Source organism: Leptolyngbya sp. DQ-M1, assembly GCF_039962505.1.
Lineage (GTDB): Bacteria > Cyanobacteriota > Cyanobacteriia > Leptolyngbyales > Leptolyngbyaceae > Leptolyngbya.
Map to the genome: position 1 here is coordinate 422,765 of NZ_JAMPLJ010000004.1, position 19,282 is coordinate 442,046.

At 47.8% G+C, this 19,282-nt stretch carries 15 protein-coding genes; 8 read left to right on the forward strand and 7 right to left on the reverse strand.

Annotated elements, in window-relative coordinates; all coding sequences use genetic code 11:
• Positions 1–12: 12 nt before the first annotated feature.
• Positions 13–891, forward strand: a complete 879-nt coding sequence (locus NC981_RS15295; RefSeq protein WP_348243735.1) for a BMC domain-containing protein — start codon at positions 13–15, stop codon at positions 889–891.
• On the opposite strand, the gene NC981_RS15300 is transcribed toward NC981_RS15295, so the two are convergent.
• Positions 888–1,070 (reverse strand): hypothetical protein, encoded by a 183-nt coding sequence (locus tag NC981_RS15300; protein WP_348243736.1) that lies wholly within the window; start codon positions 1,068–1,070, stop codon positions 888–890. The two genes, NC981_RS15295 and NC981_RS15300, sit on opposite strands and share 4 nt — an antisense overlap.
• A gap of 1 nt (position 1,071) precedes the next feature.
• Between NC981_RS15300 and NC981_RS15305 the strand changes: the two genes are divergently transcribed.
• Positions 1,072–1,407, forward strand: a complete 336-nt coding sequence (locus NC981_RS15305; protein ID WP_348243737.1) for a hypothetical protein — start codon at positions 1,072–1,074, stop codon at positions 1,405–1,407.
• A gap of 57 nt (positions 1,408–1,464) precedes the next feature.
• Here the strand turns inward: NC981_RS15305 and NC981_RS15310 are convergent, their stop codons facing one another.
• Positions 1,465–2,433, reverse strand: a complete 969-nt coding sequence (locus NC981_RS15310; protein ID WP_348243738.1) for a protochlorophyllide reductase — start codon at positions 2,431–2,433, stop codon at positions 1,465–1,467.
• A gap of 221 nt (positions 2,434–2,654) precedes the next feature.
• On the opposite strand from NC981_RS15310, the gene NC981_RS15315 reads away from it, so the two are divergent.
• Positions 2,655–4,538, forward strand: coding sequence for a cation:proton antiporter (locus NC981_RS15315; RefSeq protein WP_348243739.1), 1,884 nt, complete (start codon positions 2,655–2,657; stop codon positions 4,536–4,538).
• 363 nt (positions 4,539–4,901) lie between these two features.
• On the opposite strand, the gene NC981_RS15320 is transcribed toward NC981_RS15315, so the two are convergent.
• The 4 genes from NC981_RS15320 to NC981_RS15335 are packed head-to-tail and all read right to left on the reverse strand — an operon-like array spanning position 4,902 to position 8,430.
• Positions 4,902–5,783, reverse strand: a complete 882-nt coding sequence (locus tag NC981_RS15320) for a 50S ribosomal protein L11 methyltransferase (RefSeq protein WP_348243740.1) — start codon at positions 5,781–5,783, stop codon at positions 4,902–4,904.
• Positions 5,780–6,460 (reverse strand): GDSL-type esterase/lipase family protein, encoded by a 681-nt coding sequence (locus NC981_RS15325; RefSeq protein WP_348243741.1) that lies wholly within the window; start codon positions 6,458–6,460, stop codon positions 5,780–5,782. The genes NC981_RS15320 and NC981_RS15325 overlap by 4 nt, the downstream gene beginning before the upstream one ends.
• Positions 6,457–7,821 carry a glycoside hydrolase family 76 protein gene (locus NC981_RS15330; RefSeq protein WP_348243742.1) on the reverse strand — a complete coding sequence of 455 codons (1,365 nt, stop codon included), beginning with the start codon at positions 7,819–7,821 and terminating at the stop codon, positions 6,457–6,459. The genes NC981_RS15325 and NC981_RS15330 overlap by 4 nt, the downstream gene beginning before the upstream one ends.
• A 33-nt stretch (positions 7,822–7,854) precedes the next feature.
• Positions 7,855–8,430: a Uma2 family endonuclease gene (locus NC981_RS15335; protein WP_348243743.1), complete on the reverse strand. Its 576-nt coding sequence runs from the start codon at positions 8,428–8,430 to the stop codon at positions 7,855–7,857.
• Between the two features lie 151 nt (positions 8,431–8,581).
• Between NC981_RS15335 and NC981_RS15340 the strand changes: the two genes are divergently transcribed.
• The 3 genes from NC981_RS15340 (at position 8,582) to NC981_RS15350 (ending at position 11,527) form a co-directional block, all read left to right on the forward strand.
• On the forward strand, positions 8,582–8,863 hold the full coding sequence (locus tag NC981_RS15340; RefSeq protein WP_190377803.1) for an HU family DNA-binding protein: 282 nt from the start codon (positions 8,582–8,584) through the stop codon (positions 8,861–8,863).
• A 97-nt stretch (positions 8,864–8,960) separates the two neighbouring features.
• Positions 8,961–10,853, forward strand: a complete 1,893-nt coding sequence (locus tag NC981_RS15345) for an ABC-F family ATP-binding cassette domain-containing protein (RefSeq protein WP_348243744.1) — start codon at positions 8,961–8,963, stop codon at positions 10,851–10,853.
• A gap of 2 nt (positions 10,854–10,855) precedes the next feature.
• Entirely contained in the window at positions 10,856–11,527 is a 672-nt protein-coding gene (locus tag NC981_RS15350) for a DUF547 domain-containing protein (RefSeq protein ID WP_348243745.1), read from the forward strand.
• Here NC981_RS15350 and NC981_RS15355 read toward each other — a convergent pair.
• Entirely contained in the window at positions 11,524–13,239 is a 1,716-nt protein-coding gene (locus NC981_RS15355) for an EAL domain-containing protein (RefSeq protein WP_348243746.1), read from the reverse strand. The two genes, NC981_RS15350 and NC981_RS15355, sit on opposite strands and share 4 nt — an antisense overlap.
• 1,077 nt (positions 13,240–14,316) lie before the next feature.
• Here NC981_RS15355 and NC981_RS15360 point away from each other — a divergent pair.
• Positions 14,317–15,648, forward strand: coding sequence for an AAA-like domain-containing protein (locus NC981_RS15360; protein ID WP_348243747.1), 1,332 nt, complete (start codon positions 14,317–14,319; stop codon positions 15,646–15,648).
• Positions 15,645–19,166, forward strand: a complete 3,522-nt coding sequence (locus NC981_RS15365; RefSeq protein ID WP_348243748.1) for an AAA-like domain-containing protein — start codon at positions 15,645–15,647, stop codon at positions 19,164–19,166. Before NC981_RS15360 ends, NC981_RS15365 begins: the two co-directional genes overlap by 4 nt.
• Positions 19,167–19,282 lie beyond the last annotated feature (116 nt).

Genomic DNA, 19,282 nt, shown 5'->3' on the forward strand with positions numbered 1-19,282 from the left:
CTCCCTGTGCCAATGAACCGCCAAGACCCGTTTCTCGATTCAGCCCTTGGGCTTGTCTCGACCCAAAGCTTCCCCGCGATCGTGGGCACTGCTGACATGATGCTGAAGTCGTCCGGTGTGACGCTGGTTGGCTATGAAATGATCGGCGGCGGTTACTGTACGGCGGTGGTGCGCGGCGGCATTTCGGATGTGCGGTTGGCGGTGGAAGTGGGAGCCGAAACCGTTGAGCAATTCGGCATGAAGGTTTCGACGGTGATTATTCCGCGTCCGATGCCAAATTTGGATGAAGTGTTACCGATCGGCAGTAAGCTCGCCGCAATGATTGGCAAACATAGTACCAATCAGTTTAGTAATCTCGCAGTCGGACTGCTTGAAACTCGCGGCTTTCCGGCGATGGTGGCGGCAGCCGACGCGATGCTCAAGTCTGCCGATGTGACTTTGACGGCATATCATACGATCGGCGATGGCTTGTGTACTGCGATCATTCGCGGAACCGTGGCGAACGTGGCGATGGCGGTCGAGGTCGGAATGCAAGAGGCGGAACGAGTCGGAGAACTGCATTCTGTGATGGTAATTCCGAGAGCGCTGGACGATTTGGATCAGACGTTACCGATCGCAACCTGCTGGGTCGAAGAACTCAAACCGCTCCAAATTCCAATCACAGTCAAAGAAGTCGAGAAGCCGCTGGTGGCTTTGCCAGAGTTGGTCGAGCTTCAGCCGTTAGAGTTACCTGCACAGGTTGAAAGGGCATTACCGCAAGCACAAGCAGCCGAGTTTGAGCCTGCTGAGAAGGAAGCCGTTGAGCTTGAACGGATTGAGTTTGAGCCTACTGAGGAAAAAACAATTGAACTGAAAGCGGAGCAATCTGACGAGAGCGATGATCAGGCTTAATCTTGTGCAGAATCGTGTAGTTGTTGCTGTAGTTGTTGAACTTCTTCAACCAATAAACCCGTTGAAGATGCAATCAGGTTGATGTCCACGCCTGCCCGTAAAAGATTAAGAGCGATCGATCTCTTTGCTTTCGCTTCTGTTTCTTGCTGAATCGAACGATAAATCACAGATTCTTGCATAATGTCTTCCCGCACTAAGTTACAACTATGGAAATGGCGATCGCAAGCAGTAGTTTTTGCGATCGCTTACGATTGTATTTATTCGATAGATTTGACTTATGACAACACAGTCTCGCGATTGCAAACCATTAAAACTTCTGAGTTCCAGAAAGCGCTAGAAACTGTAGAAGCGTTACCCTTTGAGGCACAAGCAATTTTAATCGACATCATTGAGAAACGCTTGAGCCAGCAACGTCGGGCAAACCTTGTTCAAGAAGTCCAAGAAGCGGAACAAGACTACGCGATGGGTCGGGTTTGTCGCGGCTCTGTTACGGATCTAACGGCGGAGTTTCTTTAAAAAAGAAAGGGCGATCGCCAAAACACAAAAAGCATCTTAGCGATCGCCTACTATCCACTACGCTAGACCAACTAACTTCTCGCTCAACTCCCACATCCGCTTACCTTTTGCATCATCACTTGCTTTTTCAGAAAGCTCTTGCACAAAGGATTCGCGTCCGGCTTGCTGGCGATTGCCCCAACTCCAATGCACACCCGATTGCTTAAACTCAGGATCAGCAACCACCTGTGCCACGCGCTCTCCTGCAAGTTCCTGAGACACATAGCCCCCGGTAATGTTCTTTTGGAACCACGGGAAGACTTTTTGGAACACAGGTAAGCTATTGCGGAACAATGGCGTATCTGCAACACAGCCCGGATATAGGGAGTTAAATACAATTCCGGTGGAATCGTGATAGCGGCGATGCAGTTCGCGCACTGTGATCATGTTGCACAACTTACTATCTTTGTAAGCTTTGCCTGCTTTAAACTTCTTGCCGTCGATCATTGCGATCGGAGCTTTAAACCCTGCCTCGAAGCCTTCCAAATTCCCTAAGTCTGCCGGAGCCGGAATTGGAATCTTTCCGCCCAGTTCTTTCGAGTTCGCCGTAACCGTTCCCAAAATGATCAAGCGGGGATCAGAGTGAGCAGAATGCTTCAGATCTTCCAGCATCAAATTGCACAATAGAAAATGTCCAAAATGGTTGGTTGCCACACTGATCTCATACCCTTCGGGACTGCGTTGTGGTTCTTTAAGCAGAGGTAAGTACACGGCTGCATTACAAACCAGCGCATCGAGAGACTTTCCACTTTGGCGAAACTGATCAACAAACTTGCGAACACTGTCGAGTGACCCCAGATCAATGTGCATCAGAGTATAGCTATCGGGTGACATCCCCAAAGACTGTGCAGCATTGTTTGCCTTTTCCAAGTTCCGACAAGCCATCACCACATGCCAGCCTTTTTGGGTCAGAGCTTTTGCAGCGTACAAGCCGACTCCAGAGGAAGCACCCGTAATCACCACGGTCGGTTTTTGATCTTGTGCCATTTTCTTAAATCTTTGTGAATCGTTGACTGCCTTCATGTTCCCATAAAGCGCGATCGCCGAATTCGTGTCGAGCAGTTACAAAATATTGAGTAAAACCCGCGATTTCGTTGCAATTTCGCAATCTAATTTGCGATCGCGGCAACTTTTTGCGTCACGTTGGTCGCACAATGAGGACAGAAGTTCGGGAAAACGTTTTTATTTTGTCCCCCTTTTCTGCCGCTATGGATGCCACGCTTGAACTTACTTTGCAGATCGTCGTGACCGTGATGGCGGGAATTGGCGCTCAGGTGGTGGCAGAATGGCTAAAAATTCCAGCGATCGTGTTTTTGCTGCTGTTTGGGGTAATTCTGGGGGCGAGTGGGCTGAATTGGCTGCACCCGGATCAGTTGGGCACCGGATTAGAGGTGCTGATCGCGCTGTTAGTGGCGGTGATTTTGTTTGAGGGTGGGTTTAATCTGCAATTGCGGGAACTCGATCGCGTGTCGGGCAGCTTGCGGAATTTGGTGACGATCGGGGTGCTGATTTCGATTTTGGGGGGCGCGATCGCAGCACATACGTTGAGTGAATTTCCCTGGTCGATCGCGTTTGTGTATGCGGCATTAGTAGTGGTGACGGGGCCTGTGGTGATTAACTCGCTGCTGCGGTATGTGAGAGTCGATCGACAGGTGGCAACGCTTTTAGAAGGAGAGGGGGTGTTGATTGATCCGATCGGCGCGATTCTAGCGGTGGTGGTGCTGAATGTGGTGCTGAATGGGCAGTCCGATTTAATCGGTGTTGCGATCGATTTGATTGTGCGGTTGGGGATTGGGGCGGGAATTGGGGCGATCGGGGCAGGATTAATGGGCGCTTTGTTGAGGAGAGCGACATTTTTATCCGATGATCTCAAAACGCTGGTGGTACTAGCAGGATTGTGGGGGTTGTTTGGGTTAGCGCAAACGATTCGCGGTGAAGCGGGATTGATGGCGACAGTGGTTGCAGGGATTGTATTGCGTGCATTTGCGCTACCGGAAGAACGATTGCTCAAGCGATTTAAGGGACAGTTAACCACGCTAGCGGTTTCGGTATTGTTTATCTTATTGTCAGCAGATTTATCCATTCCAGGGATTTTTGCGCTGGGTTGGGGTGGATTGTTAACGGTATTCGTGCTGATGTTCGTTGTGCGCCCCTTGAATGTATTTGCTTGTACGTGGAATAGCGATTTGAATTGGCGACAAAAAATCTTTCTCAGTTGGGTTGCGCCTCGTGGAATTATTGCGGCTTCTGTGGCATCGATTTTTGCAATTTTGTTAACGCAACGAGGAATTAACGGCGGTGATTCGATTAAAGCGCTGGTATTTTTGACGATTATATTAACGGTCGTATTGCAGTCTGTGAGCGCACAAACGATCGCGAACCTATTAAAAATTACCGCAGAAGATACAACAGGTGCGGTGATTGTTGGGTGTAGTCCGCTAAGTTTGCTGATTGCGCGATTGTTCCGCGATCAGGGTGAGTCTGTTGCGCTGATTGATACTGATCCTGACTCTTATCCCACCGATGCAGATCTCAGAGTATTTATCAGCAGTGCGTTAGATACCGATGTCTTAGAAGAAGCGGGACTGGCATCTGTGGGAACCTTCCTAGCGATGACGAACAATGGTGAAGTGAATTTAGTGCTGGCGCAACGGGCGATCGAAGAGTTTGCGCCGCCGCGTGTTGTCTCGGTTTTTCCGGCGGATTCTGCCGCTTCAGTGAAGATTCAGCCTGCATTTACCCCGCAATTTAACCTGAAAACCTGGAATCAATTTTTGTCAGACAGTGCCGTTAAGTTGGGTGAAACTGAGTTCAAATCAGAGAATTTTGAGGCGCAGCAAGCCCGACTTAGAGCAATGGCTGAAGCGGAAACGCTGTTACCTGTATTGTTGGAGCGTGATCAGAGTTTACAGGTTTGTCTCGCAGATCTAACTTGGCAAGTGGGCGATCGATTAATTTACTTACTGCATGATCCAAAACCGAAATTGCTCAAGATCTTGGGCGGCTCGAATCAAACGCGATTAACGTTAGAAAAGCTGCCTGAGATTGAGGAAATTCCAGAAGAATTGGAAGTTAAGTCTGATTGGGTTTGAGGCGGGTGCCAGTATGAGGTTTTTTCGCTTTGGTTTGATTGGTTTCACCTAGCCAAGCAGTTTCTAGAGGTGAAGGTCTGCGATCACATCGGATTGATGAAAAGTATCTACCTCTTGTGCAAGGTGTAATACCAAATTGATTTTTGAGTGCGACAGATCTTGGAAGCCCCCTAAATCCCCCACGCGTGGGGGACTTCAAGCCAAATCTGTTTCGGATTCTCAAGTCCCCCAGTATGGGGGATTTAGGGGGCGAAGGATCTGTCGCATTAATAAATTGATTCGGTATCACTCAAAGCCCCTCTGTATGGCGAATTTAGGCAGCGATCCTGGTTTCAGCATCGAAGCGAATTCTTCTTGTCAAACTCAATGAAGCTGATAGACGATCGCAATCCAGTCTCCGAGTTGTTCTCGATCGATTCGTTCAAATCCCAATGGGGTTAGCGTTTCGGTTAATTCTTCTTCGTATTCGATCGTGAATCCCGATAAGATTAATCGTCCCGTTGGTCGGAGTGCTGCTTTCAAATCTTCGCTCAAGTCAATCAGGATTCGAGCAAACATATTGGCAACAATCAAATCAAAGTTTTGAGCAGGCTCGATCGACAATGTTTCCGGAGCTTCGCCGCCCATCCAATGCCCTAAATCGCTGCCTTTGCCGAGACTGGCGCGATCGACTTTAACATCAACCGAATTTTGATCGATCGCGCGTTCAGTAGCTTCAACTGCGATCGCGTCGTTATCGATCGCATGAACCTGTGCGCCTAATTTCGCCATTGCCACACTCAAGATTCCAGTTCCACAACCCAGATCTAAAATCTCTAAGTCTGGCTTAACGTGGCGTTCAATCGATCGTAAACACAGTGTTGTTGTGGGATGAAAGCCGCTACCAAATGCTAGGCTTTCCTCGATGTTTAAGGCAATTTCATTTGATTGTACTTCATAATTTCCATTCACAATCACAAATCTATCACCGATTCGATGTGTAGTAACGATGTTTTCTGATTCTTGTTCAACGACCATCATTTCTAATTCTGTTGTCATTCCAGTGCGATGAAGCGATGACAATGCTGTTTCGATTTGATTAATTTTGCTGCGATCGTCGTTCGGCAAATAAAAGCAAACATGGAATGCCCAAGGCTCAGAAGCGGATTCGATTTGTAGATTCCCTTCAAAATTAACCGTTGCTAAAAGAGATCGAATCCAATCGATCGCTTCACGGTTGGCATCTAAACTGAATTCGATCGTCATATCACCCCTTGAATTGCGGCTTCTGCGAGTGGAGCCATGATTTTATAACCTGCGTCGTTTGGATGTAACCCATCAACCGAAAGATGAGATTGTAGGAAACCTCGATCGTCTACCATCTGGCTGTGGTAATCGAGATAAACGCAGTCATTTTCTGCGCAATAGTTCTGAATCCAATCGTTGAGTGCCGCAATTTTGTCGAGAGGACGAGTAGCGGAAACCAGTTCACTCACTGGGAGTAGTGAAGCCAGAATCACGCGGATTTGGTGATATTTTGCAAGCTCGACGATCGACATCAGATTATCCTGAATTTGAGCGATCGTCGCGCTGCCTGTATTGCCTGCAATGTCATTCGTTCCAGCGAGAAGAATCACGGCTTTGGGACGAAGCGCGATCGCATCTGAACGAAACCGAATCAACATCTGCGGTGTCGTTTGTCCAGCAATTCCGCGATTGACATAAGACTGATTTTGAAAATAGCTCTGTAAATCCCAAAAATCAGTAATTGAATCACCAAAGAAAATGACGCGATCGAAATCTGGAATCAATTTAGTATTGGCTTGATCATAGTGCTGTAACTGAGAAAAATCAGTCATTCGCTCTTGAATCAGATCAAAACCGTAAACGCTCAGAGATTTAATCTGATTTAAGCGATGTGTAACTTTCTGAATCACATTCATTTCAAACTACGAGAAACATCGATCGATAAAGCATCCAGCGCTAAAGGATTCTGGCTGCCTTTACTCGAATTGAAAATCACCGAAACAGAATTATCACCTGCATTTAGCCAGACATTTTCGATTTTGATCGACTGCCACTGATTCCAGCCACCTGTTGCTGGAAACGCTTGTCGATCGATCAAACTTCGACCATTCACATAGACATACCGAACTGCGCTTTGGGGGGATGCGTATCGAAACACCAAATCATACCGACCCGAACAACCGATCGACACCTTAAACCGAGTCAAATCATTCTCAGTCTGACTCATTACATAATTTGGCTGAACGCTAGTTGCGACGAAATTCTCGGCTTGAACAGTTCTTGCGGTCGAAAGTGAAATTGCAGCATTCAGAGCATCGATCGCGCTTGTTTGTCGAGTTGCATCGGCTTTATCGATCGTTCCTGCCCAATTCAAACCAAACTGATTTTTCGCATTGCGATTTGCCCAGATCGACTCTGCATTTCTGGCAATGAATTCGCGATAAGCTGGCTTGGGACTGACGCGATACAAGTCCGTCAAATTCCGCATAAAAATTCCTTTGAATTGCGGCCCATCATTGCCGCAGTCATTGTTGTCTTCGCAAGGTTCGCGCAGAATGCCATTGCGGGCGAGTTTTACGATCGACGCATCCGCGATCGCTTCCGCCTGCTTCAATAACTCCGCATCTTTTGTGCCTCGATACAAATCCACTAATGCACCGATCAAAACGCCTTGATTGTATGTCCAGATTGTTTTTCCATTGTTGCGGCAGTTGCTATCTAAACCATCATTCACTAAGTTCTCAGCATTGATCATTCCGCTTTGCTGATACCAGTTCCAAATCTTTTGCGACCATTCTAAATAGCGTTTATCGTTTGGTTCACGTAGATTTAACTTTGCTGCAACCGAAAGTAATAATCCGTTAGTAATCGCATTTTTGTAATTTAACTCGCGTTTGTGCCAGTACAATCCGCCATTACAAACGTTATCCCAACCTTTGGTCATGTCCCAGAAGATGAACTTGGCTTGGTCTAAATACTTCTGTTCACCTGTGAGATCATAGGCTCGAATCCAAGCGATCGCCCACCAGCCATCATCATCCCGAAACCAAGGATTGATAAAATTCGCATACCTCGGCTTCTGATAGAACGTATTAAAAATATTGCCGCGATACGTGAGGGAATCGGTTAGGCGCGAATATTCGATCGTTGCTTCCAGCGCATTTGCTGCATTCCACCAGTTCGAGGTATCCCACAAGCCCGTACCCGTGTTGTAAAACATCTGTAAAGCTGCCATTCCTGCCGCAATTCCAGGCTGGCACGTCGCGGGTACAACCATGTTTCACTTGCCAAAATGCTCCAACAATAGACCCTACCAGACGATCGCCAAATTCAGCACAAATCCCGGTAAAACATTTTCACCCTCTAGTGAGGTTGGATTATCTAACACTTCAACGGATTGGTCTGAGTGATAAATCTCCACGCGGCGGGTTTTACGATCGAGCAACCAACCTAATCTCACGCCATTCTCGATGTACTCTCGCAGCTTGGCTTGAGTTTCTTCTAAAGTGTCAGACGGGGACATCAGTTCCAGCACAAAATCGGGTGCGATCGGAGGAAATTTTTCCTGCTGTTCAGAAGTGAGGGCATCCCAACGCGATTGCTCAATCCACGCGACATCGGGCGCTCTAGTTGCTCCATTCGGCAACTTGAATCCCGTTGAAGAATCAAAACAAACACCTAACTGAGCTTGACGATTCCAGATACCGAATTCAGCAGCTATCTCAAAGTTACGATTTCCGGTGGTTCCGCCTGAAGGAGACATAATTAAAATCTTTCCGGTTGCATCCCGTTCAAACTTGACATCGGGATTTGCCCGACAGAGTTGGTAAAACTGCTCGTCGGTTAGATCAATCACGGGTTTCAGATCGAACGCTGAAAGCAGCATAACTGACACTTGAGTTCTACACTCTAATGATACTTTGTGTTAGGAAATTGCATAGTACGATTGAACTTTGCAAAATCTTGCACTACAATGCAGCGGATTATGTTGGAATCTACGTTGGAATTTACGTTGGAATTATTGTGAGGACACACAAATGAACAAAGGTGAATTAGTAGACGCGATCGCTCAAAAGGCAAGCGTAACTAAGAAAGAAGCAGATGCAATCTTAACGGCGATGGTCGATACCATTTTGGAAACCGTTGCCAGTGGGGATAAAGTGACGATCGTAGGATTTGGTAGCTTTGAAGCGCGGGAACGTCAAGCCCGTGAAGGACGCAACCCGGCAACCGGGGCGGCAATTCAAATTCCAGCGACACGAGTTCCGGTATTTGCAGCAGGAAAAGGATTCAAAGACCGAGTGGCACCGCAAGAGTAGAGAGTAGGGAGCAGGGGTAGATTGTTAATTCTCCCTACTCCCCACTCCCCACCTCAATCAGTGCTACCGTTGATGAGCGGGTTTCGTTCAATCAATCATGAGTGTTCTAACGCTACGATCGGTCAAAAAAGATTTCGGCATCAAAGAAATTGTGCGCGATGCCAGTTTTACGCTAGAAGCAGGCGAAAAAGTCGGACTGATTGGAACGAATGGATCAGGAAAATCGACTTTGCTGAAGATGATCGGCGGATTGGAATCGATCGACGCAGGCGAGCTGACGAAAACTTCAGGCAGCCGGATGATCTACCTGCCGCAGCAACCTGATCTTGACCCAGAGCGAACGGTTTTAGAACAAGTTTTTGCAGATAGCGGCGATCAGATGTCGCTGGTGAAAGAATACGAGCAGCTATCTGAGCAGTTAGCCCATGCAAACGGCAATTCTGATGCGACTATGGCGCGATTGTCGCAGGTGACGCAGAAAATGGATTCGCTCAACGCTTGGGAGCTGGAAACCAAAGCGAAGATCATTTTAACGAAGCTTGGAATTCAAGATCTCAACGCCAAAATTGAACAACTCTCCGGGGGCTATCGGAAACGAATTGCGCTGGCGACTGCATTGTTATCAGAGCCGGATGTCTTATTAATGGACGAGCCGACCAACCATTTAGATGCACTGTCGATCGAATGGTTGCAAAGCTATCTCAGCAGATTTCGGGGTGCATTGCTCCTCGTAACGCACGATCGCTATTTCCTCGATCGCGTCACCAATCGAATCATCGAACTCGATCGCGGCGAACTCTACAGCTATAACGGCAATTATTCTTACTATCTGGAGAAAAAAGCCGCGCAAGAAGCTTCTGAGGCGAGTTCACAACGCAAGCATCAAGGCGTATTACGGCGAGAATTAGAATGGCTGAAACGAGGAGCCAAAGCACGCAGCACCAAACAGAAAGCCCGGATCGATCGCGTTCATGAGATGCAGGAGACTGAGTTTAAACAAGCTCAGGGTAAAGTGCAAATTTCCACCGCAGGACGACGCATCGGTAAAAAGGTGGTTGAACTGGAGCATGTCACTAAAGGATTTGACGATCGTACGCTGATTAAAGATTTCACCTACAATTTCAATCCTGAAGATCGAGTTGGAATTATTGGCGAAAATGGTGCAGGAAAATCAACGCTACTTAATTTAATTACAGGCAGACTTGAGCCGGATGCGGGCACGATCGAAACCGGAAGTACGATTCATTTTGGCTACTTTGATCAGCATTCTGACGATCTTTTGATCAACGAAAATCAGCGCGTGATCGAGTATCTAAAAGACGTGGCGGAACTGGTCAAAACCTCAGAAGGTGAAGTGATCACCGCGTCTCAAATGCTAGAGCGCTTTCTGTTCCCACCAAATCAGCAATATGCGCCAATTAATAAGTTATCGGGTGGAGAAAGACGGCGTTTATTCCTACTCCGAGTATTGATGAGCGCACCGAATGTTCTAATTCTCGACGAACCGACTAACGATTTAGATGTGCAAACTTTAGCGGTTTTAGAAGACTATCTAGAAGATTTTAACGGCTGCGTGATAGTGGTGTCGCACGATCGTTATTTTCTCGATCGTACCGTTGATAAAATCTTCGCCCTCGAATCAGGCGGCAACGTGCGCGAGTATCCAGGGAATTACTCGATTTATCTGGATTACAAAAAGGATGAAGAAGTTACTGTCGAAAAAGCACCAGAACCGAAGCCAATCGCAGCAAAATCTGTTTCTAATAAACCGCGTAAATTATCTTTCAAAGAGAAGCGCGAACTTGAAACTCTAGAAACGAAAATTCCTGGGCTCGAAGCGGAAAAAGCAGCGATCGAGAAAAAACTCTACAACAATCCACCCGCCGGATTTACCGAAGTTCAGAAACTTTCTGAACAATTAGCAAAGCTAGAAGAACAAATTGAAACGTCTACGATTCGCTGGATGGAACTCTCTGAAATTGAGGGATAACAATGGATTTTGAACCCTGGAACAAGCTCTTACAGACGTATGTAAACGATCGCGGACAAGTCGATTACGTTCGTTGGAAACAAGAACAGCCTAACGCAGTCAGAGAATGGATCTCATCTCTAGAATGGAGCGATCCCACACCCGATGAGCAATTAAGTTTGTGGATTAACCTCTACAATGCCTTTGTCATTGAAAAAATTCTGCCGCGCTATCCGATCCGATCAATTCAGCCTAAAATTCTCGGCATTCCCAATTGGATTGCCTTTTTTCAATTCTTTTTCAATCGCGATCGCACTGCATTCAATCAGAAATTCAGCTTAGGACAAATCGAAAACGAACGCTTGAGAAAACAATTTCAAGATCCGCGCATTCATTTTGCGATCGTCTGCGCCTCGATCGGCTGCCCGTTGTTAAGAAATGAAGCCTATTTTCCCAATCGCGTGAATCAGCAACTTGAAGCCGACAAAAATCGATTTATTCAAAACCCCGAAAAAGTAAAATACGATGCCGATCGCAATGTTTTGCACTGTAGCAAAATTTTCAAATGGTATCGCCAAGATTTTCTCAACGTTGCCCCCTCGATCGCCGAATACATTAACCCAGCAATCCCTAAAAACGCCAGAATTTCTTATCTGGATTATGACTGGAGCCTAAATCAAATCCCCACTTATTAAAGTCGTCGATCTTTCTTCAGAAGAGATTGCATTTCCTCTGCCGAAATCGGCGGACTATAGAAATATCCTTGAATTGCATCACATCCTCGATCGCGGAAGAACTCCAACTGATTTTGGTTCTCGATTCCCTCCGCCACAATGTGCAACCTTAACCCTTTTGCCATGCTGATAATGGCATCAGAAATCGCAACTGCACCCTCGCTCGAATGAATTTGCTTCACAAAGGTTCGATCGATCTTCAACGCATCGATCGGCAACTGATACAGATAATTCAGCGACGAATAGCCCGTACCAAAATCATCGATCGAAATCTCAATTCCTAATGCTTTGAGCGCCTTTAAAGTACAGATTGTCATCTGCACATCCTGCATCACACAGCTTTCCGTCAATTCCAAAATCAGCAATTTTGGATCAATCCCCGTTTCCTCCAGAATCGCTTCCACTCGCTTTGGTAGATCCTGCTGCTGAAACTGTCGCATCGACAAATTGACTGACACTTGCAGTGGCTGCAAATAGAAGTCTTGCCACTGTTTTGCATGTTGACACGCCGTTCTCAGCACCCATTCCCCTAGCGGCACAATCAAGCCCAACTCTTCCGCGATCGGAATAAACGTGTCCGGAGATACAATGCCTCGCGTTGGATGATGCCACCGCACCAGCGACTCCACCCCAACGATCTGCCCCCTCCTCAAATCCACTTGCGGCTGATAATACACCCGAAACTCAGCCCGCTCGATCGCTTTGACCAAATCCATCTCGATCAAGCGCCGCTCCATTTCCAGCGCATCCAACTCAGCATCATAGCGCCGATAAGCCGATATAGTGGGCTGCTGACACCAATGTTGGGCTGTTTCCGCTTGAGTTAACAAGTCCTGCGGCGTTCCCTCCGCCTGATCCGTCCAAGTCATTCCAAGGCTGATGTTCAATCGAATCTCGCGACCGTCGATCACACAGGGCAGCGTCACGCGATCGAGCAGCATTTGAGCATAGGCTTCGAGTTCTGCTCCCGACACATCCCTCAGCACAATTCCAAACTGATCCCCATTGAGCCGCGCTAAAAATCCATTTGATTGCACAATCTTGCTCAGACGGTTAGCAATCATTTGCAGCACGATATCGCCAACCGTGTGCCCAAAGCTGGAATTAATCACATGGAAGCGCCGCAGATTCAGACACAGCACTGCAATAGAAGACTGAGTATCAGACTGCAGAGTCAGTAGGTTTTGCAGATGCTGATACAATAAGCCGCGAGTCGGTAAGTTGGTCAACGGATCGAGCATTGCACCGCGACGGAAGGCTGCGGTTGCCTGATGTTGTTGAGCAGCATACCGTTGAATGAAGGCTGCCTGCTTCTTCAGGCGGGTTGAAATCGCGCCGACTAGCTCATTCACCGAACAGGGTTTAACGAGATAGTCATCTGCACCTAAATTCATTCCGTACCGCATATCGCGCTGTTCACTTTTTGCCGTTAGAAACACAACCGGAATGGTCGAAGTCTGCGAAGTCGATCGCAGCGACTCTAAAACACCATAGCCATCAAGCTCTGGCATACAGATATCGCAAAGCACAAGATCCGGGAGATAGGCATTGGCTTTATGAATTCCGACTTGACCATTTTCTGCTTCGATCGCCCGGAATCCTTCGAGTTCCAGAATTTCAAGCAGATTGTTCCGGATCAGCTCATCGTCTTCGATTACAAGAATGGTCTTCATTAGAAGTAAATCAGCCTACGCAACTCATCAACTGAGCGAATAAAAACGAATGTCAAACGAGATTGTAATGGGGCAGTGTATGAAGGTAAAAATAAACTGTAAAGCGTTATCTGGCAAAAAATTGTGGAGAGGAACTAAAGAATTGTTCAGTCCCGAACTGCACTAATCAGCCGTGTAATAGTTTGCAGGGCCGCAATTAACCTCACAAGAACCTATCCTATTTACGCGAGATTGTCCATCAATTACGATCGCCTCAAGTCTGCGGCTTTTGAGTTCGGTCGCTTTGTTTCGGGTTAACGCTTTGTTTCGGATTAACATTGTCTCGAAGTTCTAGATAGGGTTGACATCATATCCTCATCCCTCATGCACCCTGATTACTTAATTTCAGCTAAGTCGGAATTAAGTAATTTTCTATTTGAATATTTCTACTATCTGGATCGAAGCAGAATCGCCTTTTTACTCACCTCTAAGAGCCTCAGCACTGCGTATCCTACTTAACCGGGAAAATACGGATGCAATGCAGACTTTACCTTTGCTTAGTTTGCCTCTGAATACCCCGATTGGCTACTGAAGATCACGACTTAAGTCCACCACTTAAGCCGAAAATGCTGCGATCGGGGGATTGAGCAACAGTTAAACGATTTGGGCGCTTACGGAAAATAGCCTGAATAGCGCAGCTGTCAAGCGCCAGAGCGCTTATTATTTTACTACTTCACCTCTAATTCGCTGAAATTGGTTCAGATTCATCATTCATCCATTTGCCGTATCAAATCACGCCATTTTGCGGATACACAAAAGTTACACTGCAAACTTGCATAATGATTTAGATTTTCGTCGTTAAAATGAATCCAAAAAAAGTAATTTGTGAATTTGCTGTGCGGCAAGAATTTTAGACAAACTTATACTGGCTAGAGATGACTGAATCCAATCATCTAGTCCGAAGTCCTTTCACTGAATTAACTCAGCGGCAAGCTTTTTGCCGGTAAAATCTTTTATTCTACTTAAAAAGCTAGAAATCACGTTATTGCTTATGTGTATTTCCAAAGCCTATTCTATTTGTCAGGTTAATGTCTATCCATGTCAAATGCACCGTCTCCACGCCAGCCCGCGAAGCGCAAACGAGGAGTTATCCTTAGCGCTCGCGGCTGGCAACGCCTCCAAGCTGCTGAAGCGAGATTCAATCAACAGCAACATTCTGGTAAGCCTTACACACTCCAAGAGCTAAGCGAACGAACGGAATTGAGTCCAAACACCTTAGCACGAGTGCGGAGCCGCAAGGTTGCCGTTGATCAACATACTTTAGAGAACTACTTTCGGGCGTTTGACCTGAGGCTCAGCCCCGAAGACTATACTGATGCAGACAGTCCGCCCTTCAACCGACAGAGCCTGCTTGCAAACGGGCAGTTGCCGATCGATTCGCCGTTTTACGTCTACCGTCCGCCGATCGAAGCGCTGTGCTATGAAGCGTTGATGCAGCCTGGAGCCTTGGTGCGCGTCAAAGCGCCTCGGCAAATGGGAAAAACCTCGCTCGTGTCGAGAGTCCTCACCCAGCTCAGAGAGCAGCACTATCACACTGCGATTATTAGCTTGCAGCTAGCCGATGCGTCTGTATTAACGGATTTGCGGCGATTTTTACAGTGGTTCTGCGCGATCGTGTCGCAAAATTTCGGCTTGCACAATCACCTCGATCGCCACTGGGATGATTTGTTTGGCAACAGCTACAACTGCACCAACTACTTTGAAAATTACATTCTTACCGAGATTACCGAGCCGATCGTGCTGGCGCTCGATGAAGTGGATGCTGTGTTTGAGCATCCAGAAATCGCGGCTGATTTTTTTGGAATGTTGCGGGCATGGTATGAAAAATCGCGCTATGGCGATGCGAAAAGTGAACTTTGGCAGAAACTACGGCTGGTGCTGATTCACTCGATTGAAGTCTATGTCCCGCTGCATCTGAATCAATCGCCGTTTAATGCGGGGTTGCTGGTTGAGCTACCAACGCTGAATGCAGAACAGGTGCTTGATCTGGCGCAACGCTATGGGTTTGAGGATCTCGAAACTGCGGCAGAGGCGCTATTGAACTTAACGGGCGGCAATCCTTATTTGGTGCAGGTGGGTCTGCATCACTTGAGCCTTCAGAGCGTTAGCCTTGAGGAATTATTGCGATCGACCAGCAGTGATGGCGTATATGGGAATCATTTACGGAATCTTTTGTGGGATCTGCAAAAATATCCAGAGTTAATGGCAGCATTAAGGCGGGTGGTGTTCTCGGACGCGCCCGTAGAAGTGGAACCACTTCAAGCATTTAAGCTTCAGAGCAAAGGGTTAGTGCGAATGAAGAATTCTCTGATTTCGCCAAGCTGCGAACTGTATCGTCAATTCTTTCAGCAAGCACTTTCGACACTGTGACTGTTCAAGGCTCGAATTCGCGCTATCAGGTGGGGGGCAGTTTGCCGCCGGATGCGGCGTGTTACGTCGAGCGCAAAGCCGATGAGGAGCTATATCAAGCGCTGCTTGCGGGTGAATTCTGCTATGTGTTTAATTCGCGGCAGATGGGAAAGTCGAGCTTGCGGGTGCGATCGATGCAGCGGCTGCGGCAAGCAGGGGTACAGTGCTGCACGATCGATATGACTGGAATTGGCGTGCAGCAGGTGAGCGCAGAGCAGTGGTATGCCTCGATCGCGGCGGCGCTAGTCAGTAGTTTTGACTTAGAAATTGAGCTTGGGCGGTGGTGGCGCGATCGCGCGCATTTGACGTTTGTGAAGCGGTTAGAACAGTTTTTGGAGACGGTTTTGCTCGCGCAGATCCAGCAAAACGTTGCAATTTTAATCGACGAAATTGATAGTGTGCTGGCACTCAAGTTTCCCGCTGATGATTTTTTTGCGTTGATTCGCTCTTGTTATCACCAGCGATCGGAAAATCCTGCATTTCGACGGTTGAGTTTTGCGCTGTTTGGAGTGACAACGCCTGCCGAACTAATCAGCAACAAACAAAGAACGCCGTTTAATATTGGCAGAGCGATCGAGCTTGCAGGATTTCAGTTTTCTGAATCGGCTCCTTTGATCGAAGGCTTAAGGCGAGTGGTGAAAAATCCAGAATTGGTGCTGCACCAGATTCTAAGGTGGACAGGAGGACAGCCGTTTCTGACTCAGAAGTTCTGCGAGATTGTAGTGCGCGAGGCTTCCGAGCAGTCTACAGAACCAAGCGAAACTGTCGCGATTTCCCCACTGACGCTGGAGTATTGGTTTCAACTGCGCGTGATCGACAATTGGGAAGCGCAAGATCGCCCCGAACATCTGAAAACTATTCGCGATCGCATTGTCGCTGATCAAGGCCGAATTGGACGGCTATTGGAGTTGTATCAGCAAATTCTACGATCGCCTAAGCTCGATATCGATCAAAACTATCCTTTATTTCAGCAACGACATCAGGGTATTGAAATCGATAACAGCGTCGAACAAATCGCTTTACTGCTGTCTGGATTAGTTAAGCGATCGGACGGATATCTCCGCGTTAAGAATCCCGTGTATGAAGCGGTGTTTAATCTTAGCTGGATTGATCGACAATTTGCCAAATTGCGTCCGTATTCCGAGGCACTGACACAGTGGAAAAATTCCGGTTATGAAGATGAATCGCGATTGTTGCGGGGACAAGCGCTAATCGATGCGCGAAACTGGTCGATCGGAAAACAACTCAGTGACGACGATTACCGCTTTCTCTCTGCCAGTCAAACGCTGCAAGAACAGACCACGCTGCGCGATCTTGAAGCCGATCGCGCTCAAGTGATCGCGGCACGACTGGTACTAGAGCGCAGAAATACAAAGCTCCAGCGCCAACTTTTAGTGTTGCTGAGCGCGGTATTAGTGATCGCGATCGCGCTGGGGTCGATCGCGTCTGTGCAGTATCAGCAGGCAACTCGGAGCAGCATCATCGCGATGACCAGCAATTCCGAGTTGCTTTACGCTCTAGGGCATGGATTAGATGCCATGATCGAAGCGCTCCGCGCCCGTGCAATCGCGCAAGAATCGCACATTCAGGAGCGTGAAGTTTTAGCCCAAGTCGATCGCGTGTTGGGGCAAGCTGTTTACACGGCGGCTGAGTCGAATCGGCTGTCGGGTCATACCGGCGGAATTCGCGCCGTGAGCTTTAGTCCTGATGGAGATTTTATTGCCACGGCATCTGAAGATCAAACCGTCAAGCTCTGGCACAAAGATGGATCTCCGGTTACAACCCTAAAGCAGCATACCGGAAGTGTGTTTGCGATCGCGTTTAGTCCTGATGGGGAACTGATCGCGACCGGGGGTGCAGATAATATGGTGCAGTTGTGGAGCCATGATGGTTGGCAAATACAGCGGCTGAGCGGACATGAGGACACAGTTTATGGAGTCGCATTTAGTCCCGATAATCGCACGATCGCAACTGCCAGCGCCGATCGTACTGTGAAACTCTGGTCGCGCCAGGGTCAATTCATCCAGACGCTGAATGGGCATCAACAAGGGGTGAATGCGGTCGCATTTAGTCCGGATGGCGAGTTGATTGCAACCGCCAGCGCCGATCGCACGATCAAACTCTGGACGCGCACAGGTCGCTTGATCAAAACCTTATCGGGGCATGAAGATTCGGTGCGATCGGTTGCCTTTAGCCCAGACGGAAGCGAAATTGCTTCAGCGAGCCTCGACGATACGATCGGGCTATGGAGTCGATCGGGAAACCTGATTCGCAGAATTGAAGCGCAAAGCGATGGTGTCAATTGCGTCATGTGGAATCGACATCAGCAAACCTTTGCCTCGGTTGGATTTGATAAAACCCTAAAGCTATGGCAGCGCAATGGAACATTAGTGCGAACGCTGCCAGGACACGAAAATGGAATTTGGGCAGCAGCCTACCACCCAAGCGGACAAACGATCGTCACTGGCAGTGCGGATAGAACGGCAAGAATTTGGCAATTGAACAATGGATTAATGACGCGATTGGAAGGACATCGTAGCGATGTGAATCAGGTTGCCTTTAGCCCGGACGGTGAATGGCTGGTGTCTGCAAGTAAAGATCGATCGGTGAAGCTCTGGTCACAAAGCGGTAATTTTATCCGGGATTTGAGGAGTGATGGCGGTTGGAAATTGGATACAAAATTTCGTCCAACGGGTGAAGAGATTATCGCAACTGGATTAGACGGGATAGTAGAGCGCTGGAAGTTAGATGGTACAGCAATTAAACCAACCCCAAATCCCAGCATCGGTGCGATCCAAAGCTTAGACTATCATCCGCTCGGCACTTTTCTTGTCATTGCCGGACAGGATAAACGCTTGCGAATCTGGAATCTGCGAAGAGGCGTTGTGAAATCCTGGGTTGCCCACGGCGCGCCGATTCAAAAGGTTGCTTTTAGTCCCGATGGTCGCTCGATCGCGTCTTCGAGTTTAGATGGCAGCGTCAAACTCTGGCAAGCCGACACCGGAAAATTCTTAACTTCATTCGTTGGACATGATGGGGAAGTTAGAGCGATCGCGTTCTCGAGTTCAATTCTGGCGACGGGTGGACTCGATCGCACGATTAAACTTTGGAAGCTCGATGGCACCCTCATCAAAACGTTACTGGGACATCAAGATCAAATCTACAGTCTGGCGTTTAGTCCAGATGGAACCCTACTCGCTTCAGCCAGTTTAGATAAAACGATCAAAATCTGGACGAACACAGGCGAATTGATCGCAACCTTGAGCGGTCATACCGATGGCGTTCACAGCGTTGCCTTTAATCCGGATGGAACGTTGTTAGCCTCCGGAAGCCGCGATCACACGGTCATACTCTGGAACTTTGAGCAGGTCTTGAAGACGCATCCCTCAGCCTCAGCCTGTGGCTGGGTGGCGAATTATCTCTCGACAAACACTGCCTTGAGTGAATCGAATCGATCGCTCTGTAGCGACAATCCGTAATCGATCGCCCTTGCTTGTAGATCCCTCTGAATTAAAGGGGTGCAAAACCTGCAAGATAAGACATAACTATCACAGGCTTTTCCCCGTAGTTAGAAGAGGGCAATTGATTGTGATGT

Bases quoted from the DNA above. Each gene is read 5' to 3' on its own strand.
- NC981_RS15305 (WP_348243737.1), top strand. From the start codon at position 1,072: ATGTCTTCCCGCACTAAGTTACAACTATGGAAATGGCGATCGCAAGCA.
- NC981_RS15335 (WP_348243743.1), bottom strand. From the start codon at position 8,430: ATGCTGCTTTCAGCGTTCGATCTGAAACCCGTGATTGATCTAACCGAC.
- NC981_RS15330 (WP_348243742.1), bottom strand. From the start codon at position 7,821: ATGGTTGTACCCGCGACGTGCCAGCCTGGAATTGCGGCAGGAATGGCA.
- NC981_RS15345 (WP_348243744.1), top strand. From the start codon at position 8,961: ATGAGTGTTCTAACGCTACGATCGGTCAAAAAAGATTTCGGCATCAAA.
- NC981_RS15340 (WP_190377803.1), top strand. From the start codon at position 8,582: ATGAACAAAGGTGAATTAGTAGACGCGATCGCTCAAAAGGCAAGCGTA.
- NC981_RS15360 (WP_348243747.1), top strand. From the start codon at position 14,317: ATGTCAAATGCACCGTCTCCACGCCAGCCCGCGAAGCGCAAACGAGGA.
- NC981_RS15355 (WP_348243746.1), bottom strand. From the start codon at position 13,239: ATGAAGACCATTCTTGTAATCGAAGACGATGAGCTGATCCGGAACAAT.
- NC981_RS15300 (WP_348243736.1), bottom strand. From the start codon at position 1,070: ATGCAAGAATCTGTGATTTATCGTTCGATTCAGCAAGAAACAGAAGCG.
- NC981_RS15325 (WP_348243741.1), bottom strand. From the start codon at position 6,460: ATGAATGTGATTCAGAAAGTTACACATCGCTTAAATCAGATTAAATCT.
- NC981_RS15295 (WP_348243735.1), top strand. From the start codon at position 13: ATGAACCGCCAAGACCCGTTTCTCGATTCAGCCCTTGGGCTTGTCTCG.
- NC981_RS15320 (WP_348243740.1), bottom strand. From the start codon at position 5,783: ATGACGATCGAATTCAGTTTAGATGCCAACCGTGAAGCGATCGATTGG.
- NC981_RS15350 (WP_348243745.1), top strand. From the start codon at position 10,856: ATGGATTTTGAACCCTGGAACAAGCTCTTACAGACGTATGTAAACGAT.
- NC981_RS15315 (WP_348243739.1), top strand. From the start codon at position 2,655: ATGGATGCCACGCTTGAACTTACTTTGCAGATCGTCGTGACCGTGATG.
- NC981_RS15310 (WP_348243738.1), bottom strand. From the start codon at position 2,433: ATGGCACAAGATCAAAAACCGACCGTGGTGATTACGGGTGCTTCCTCT.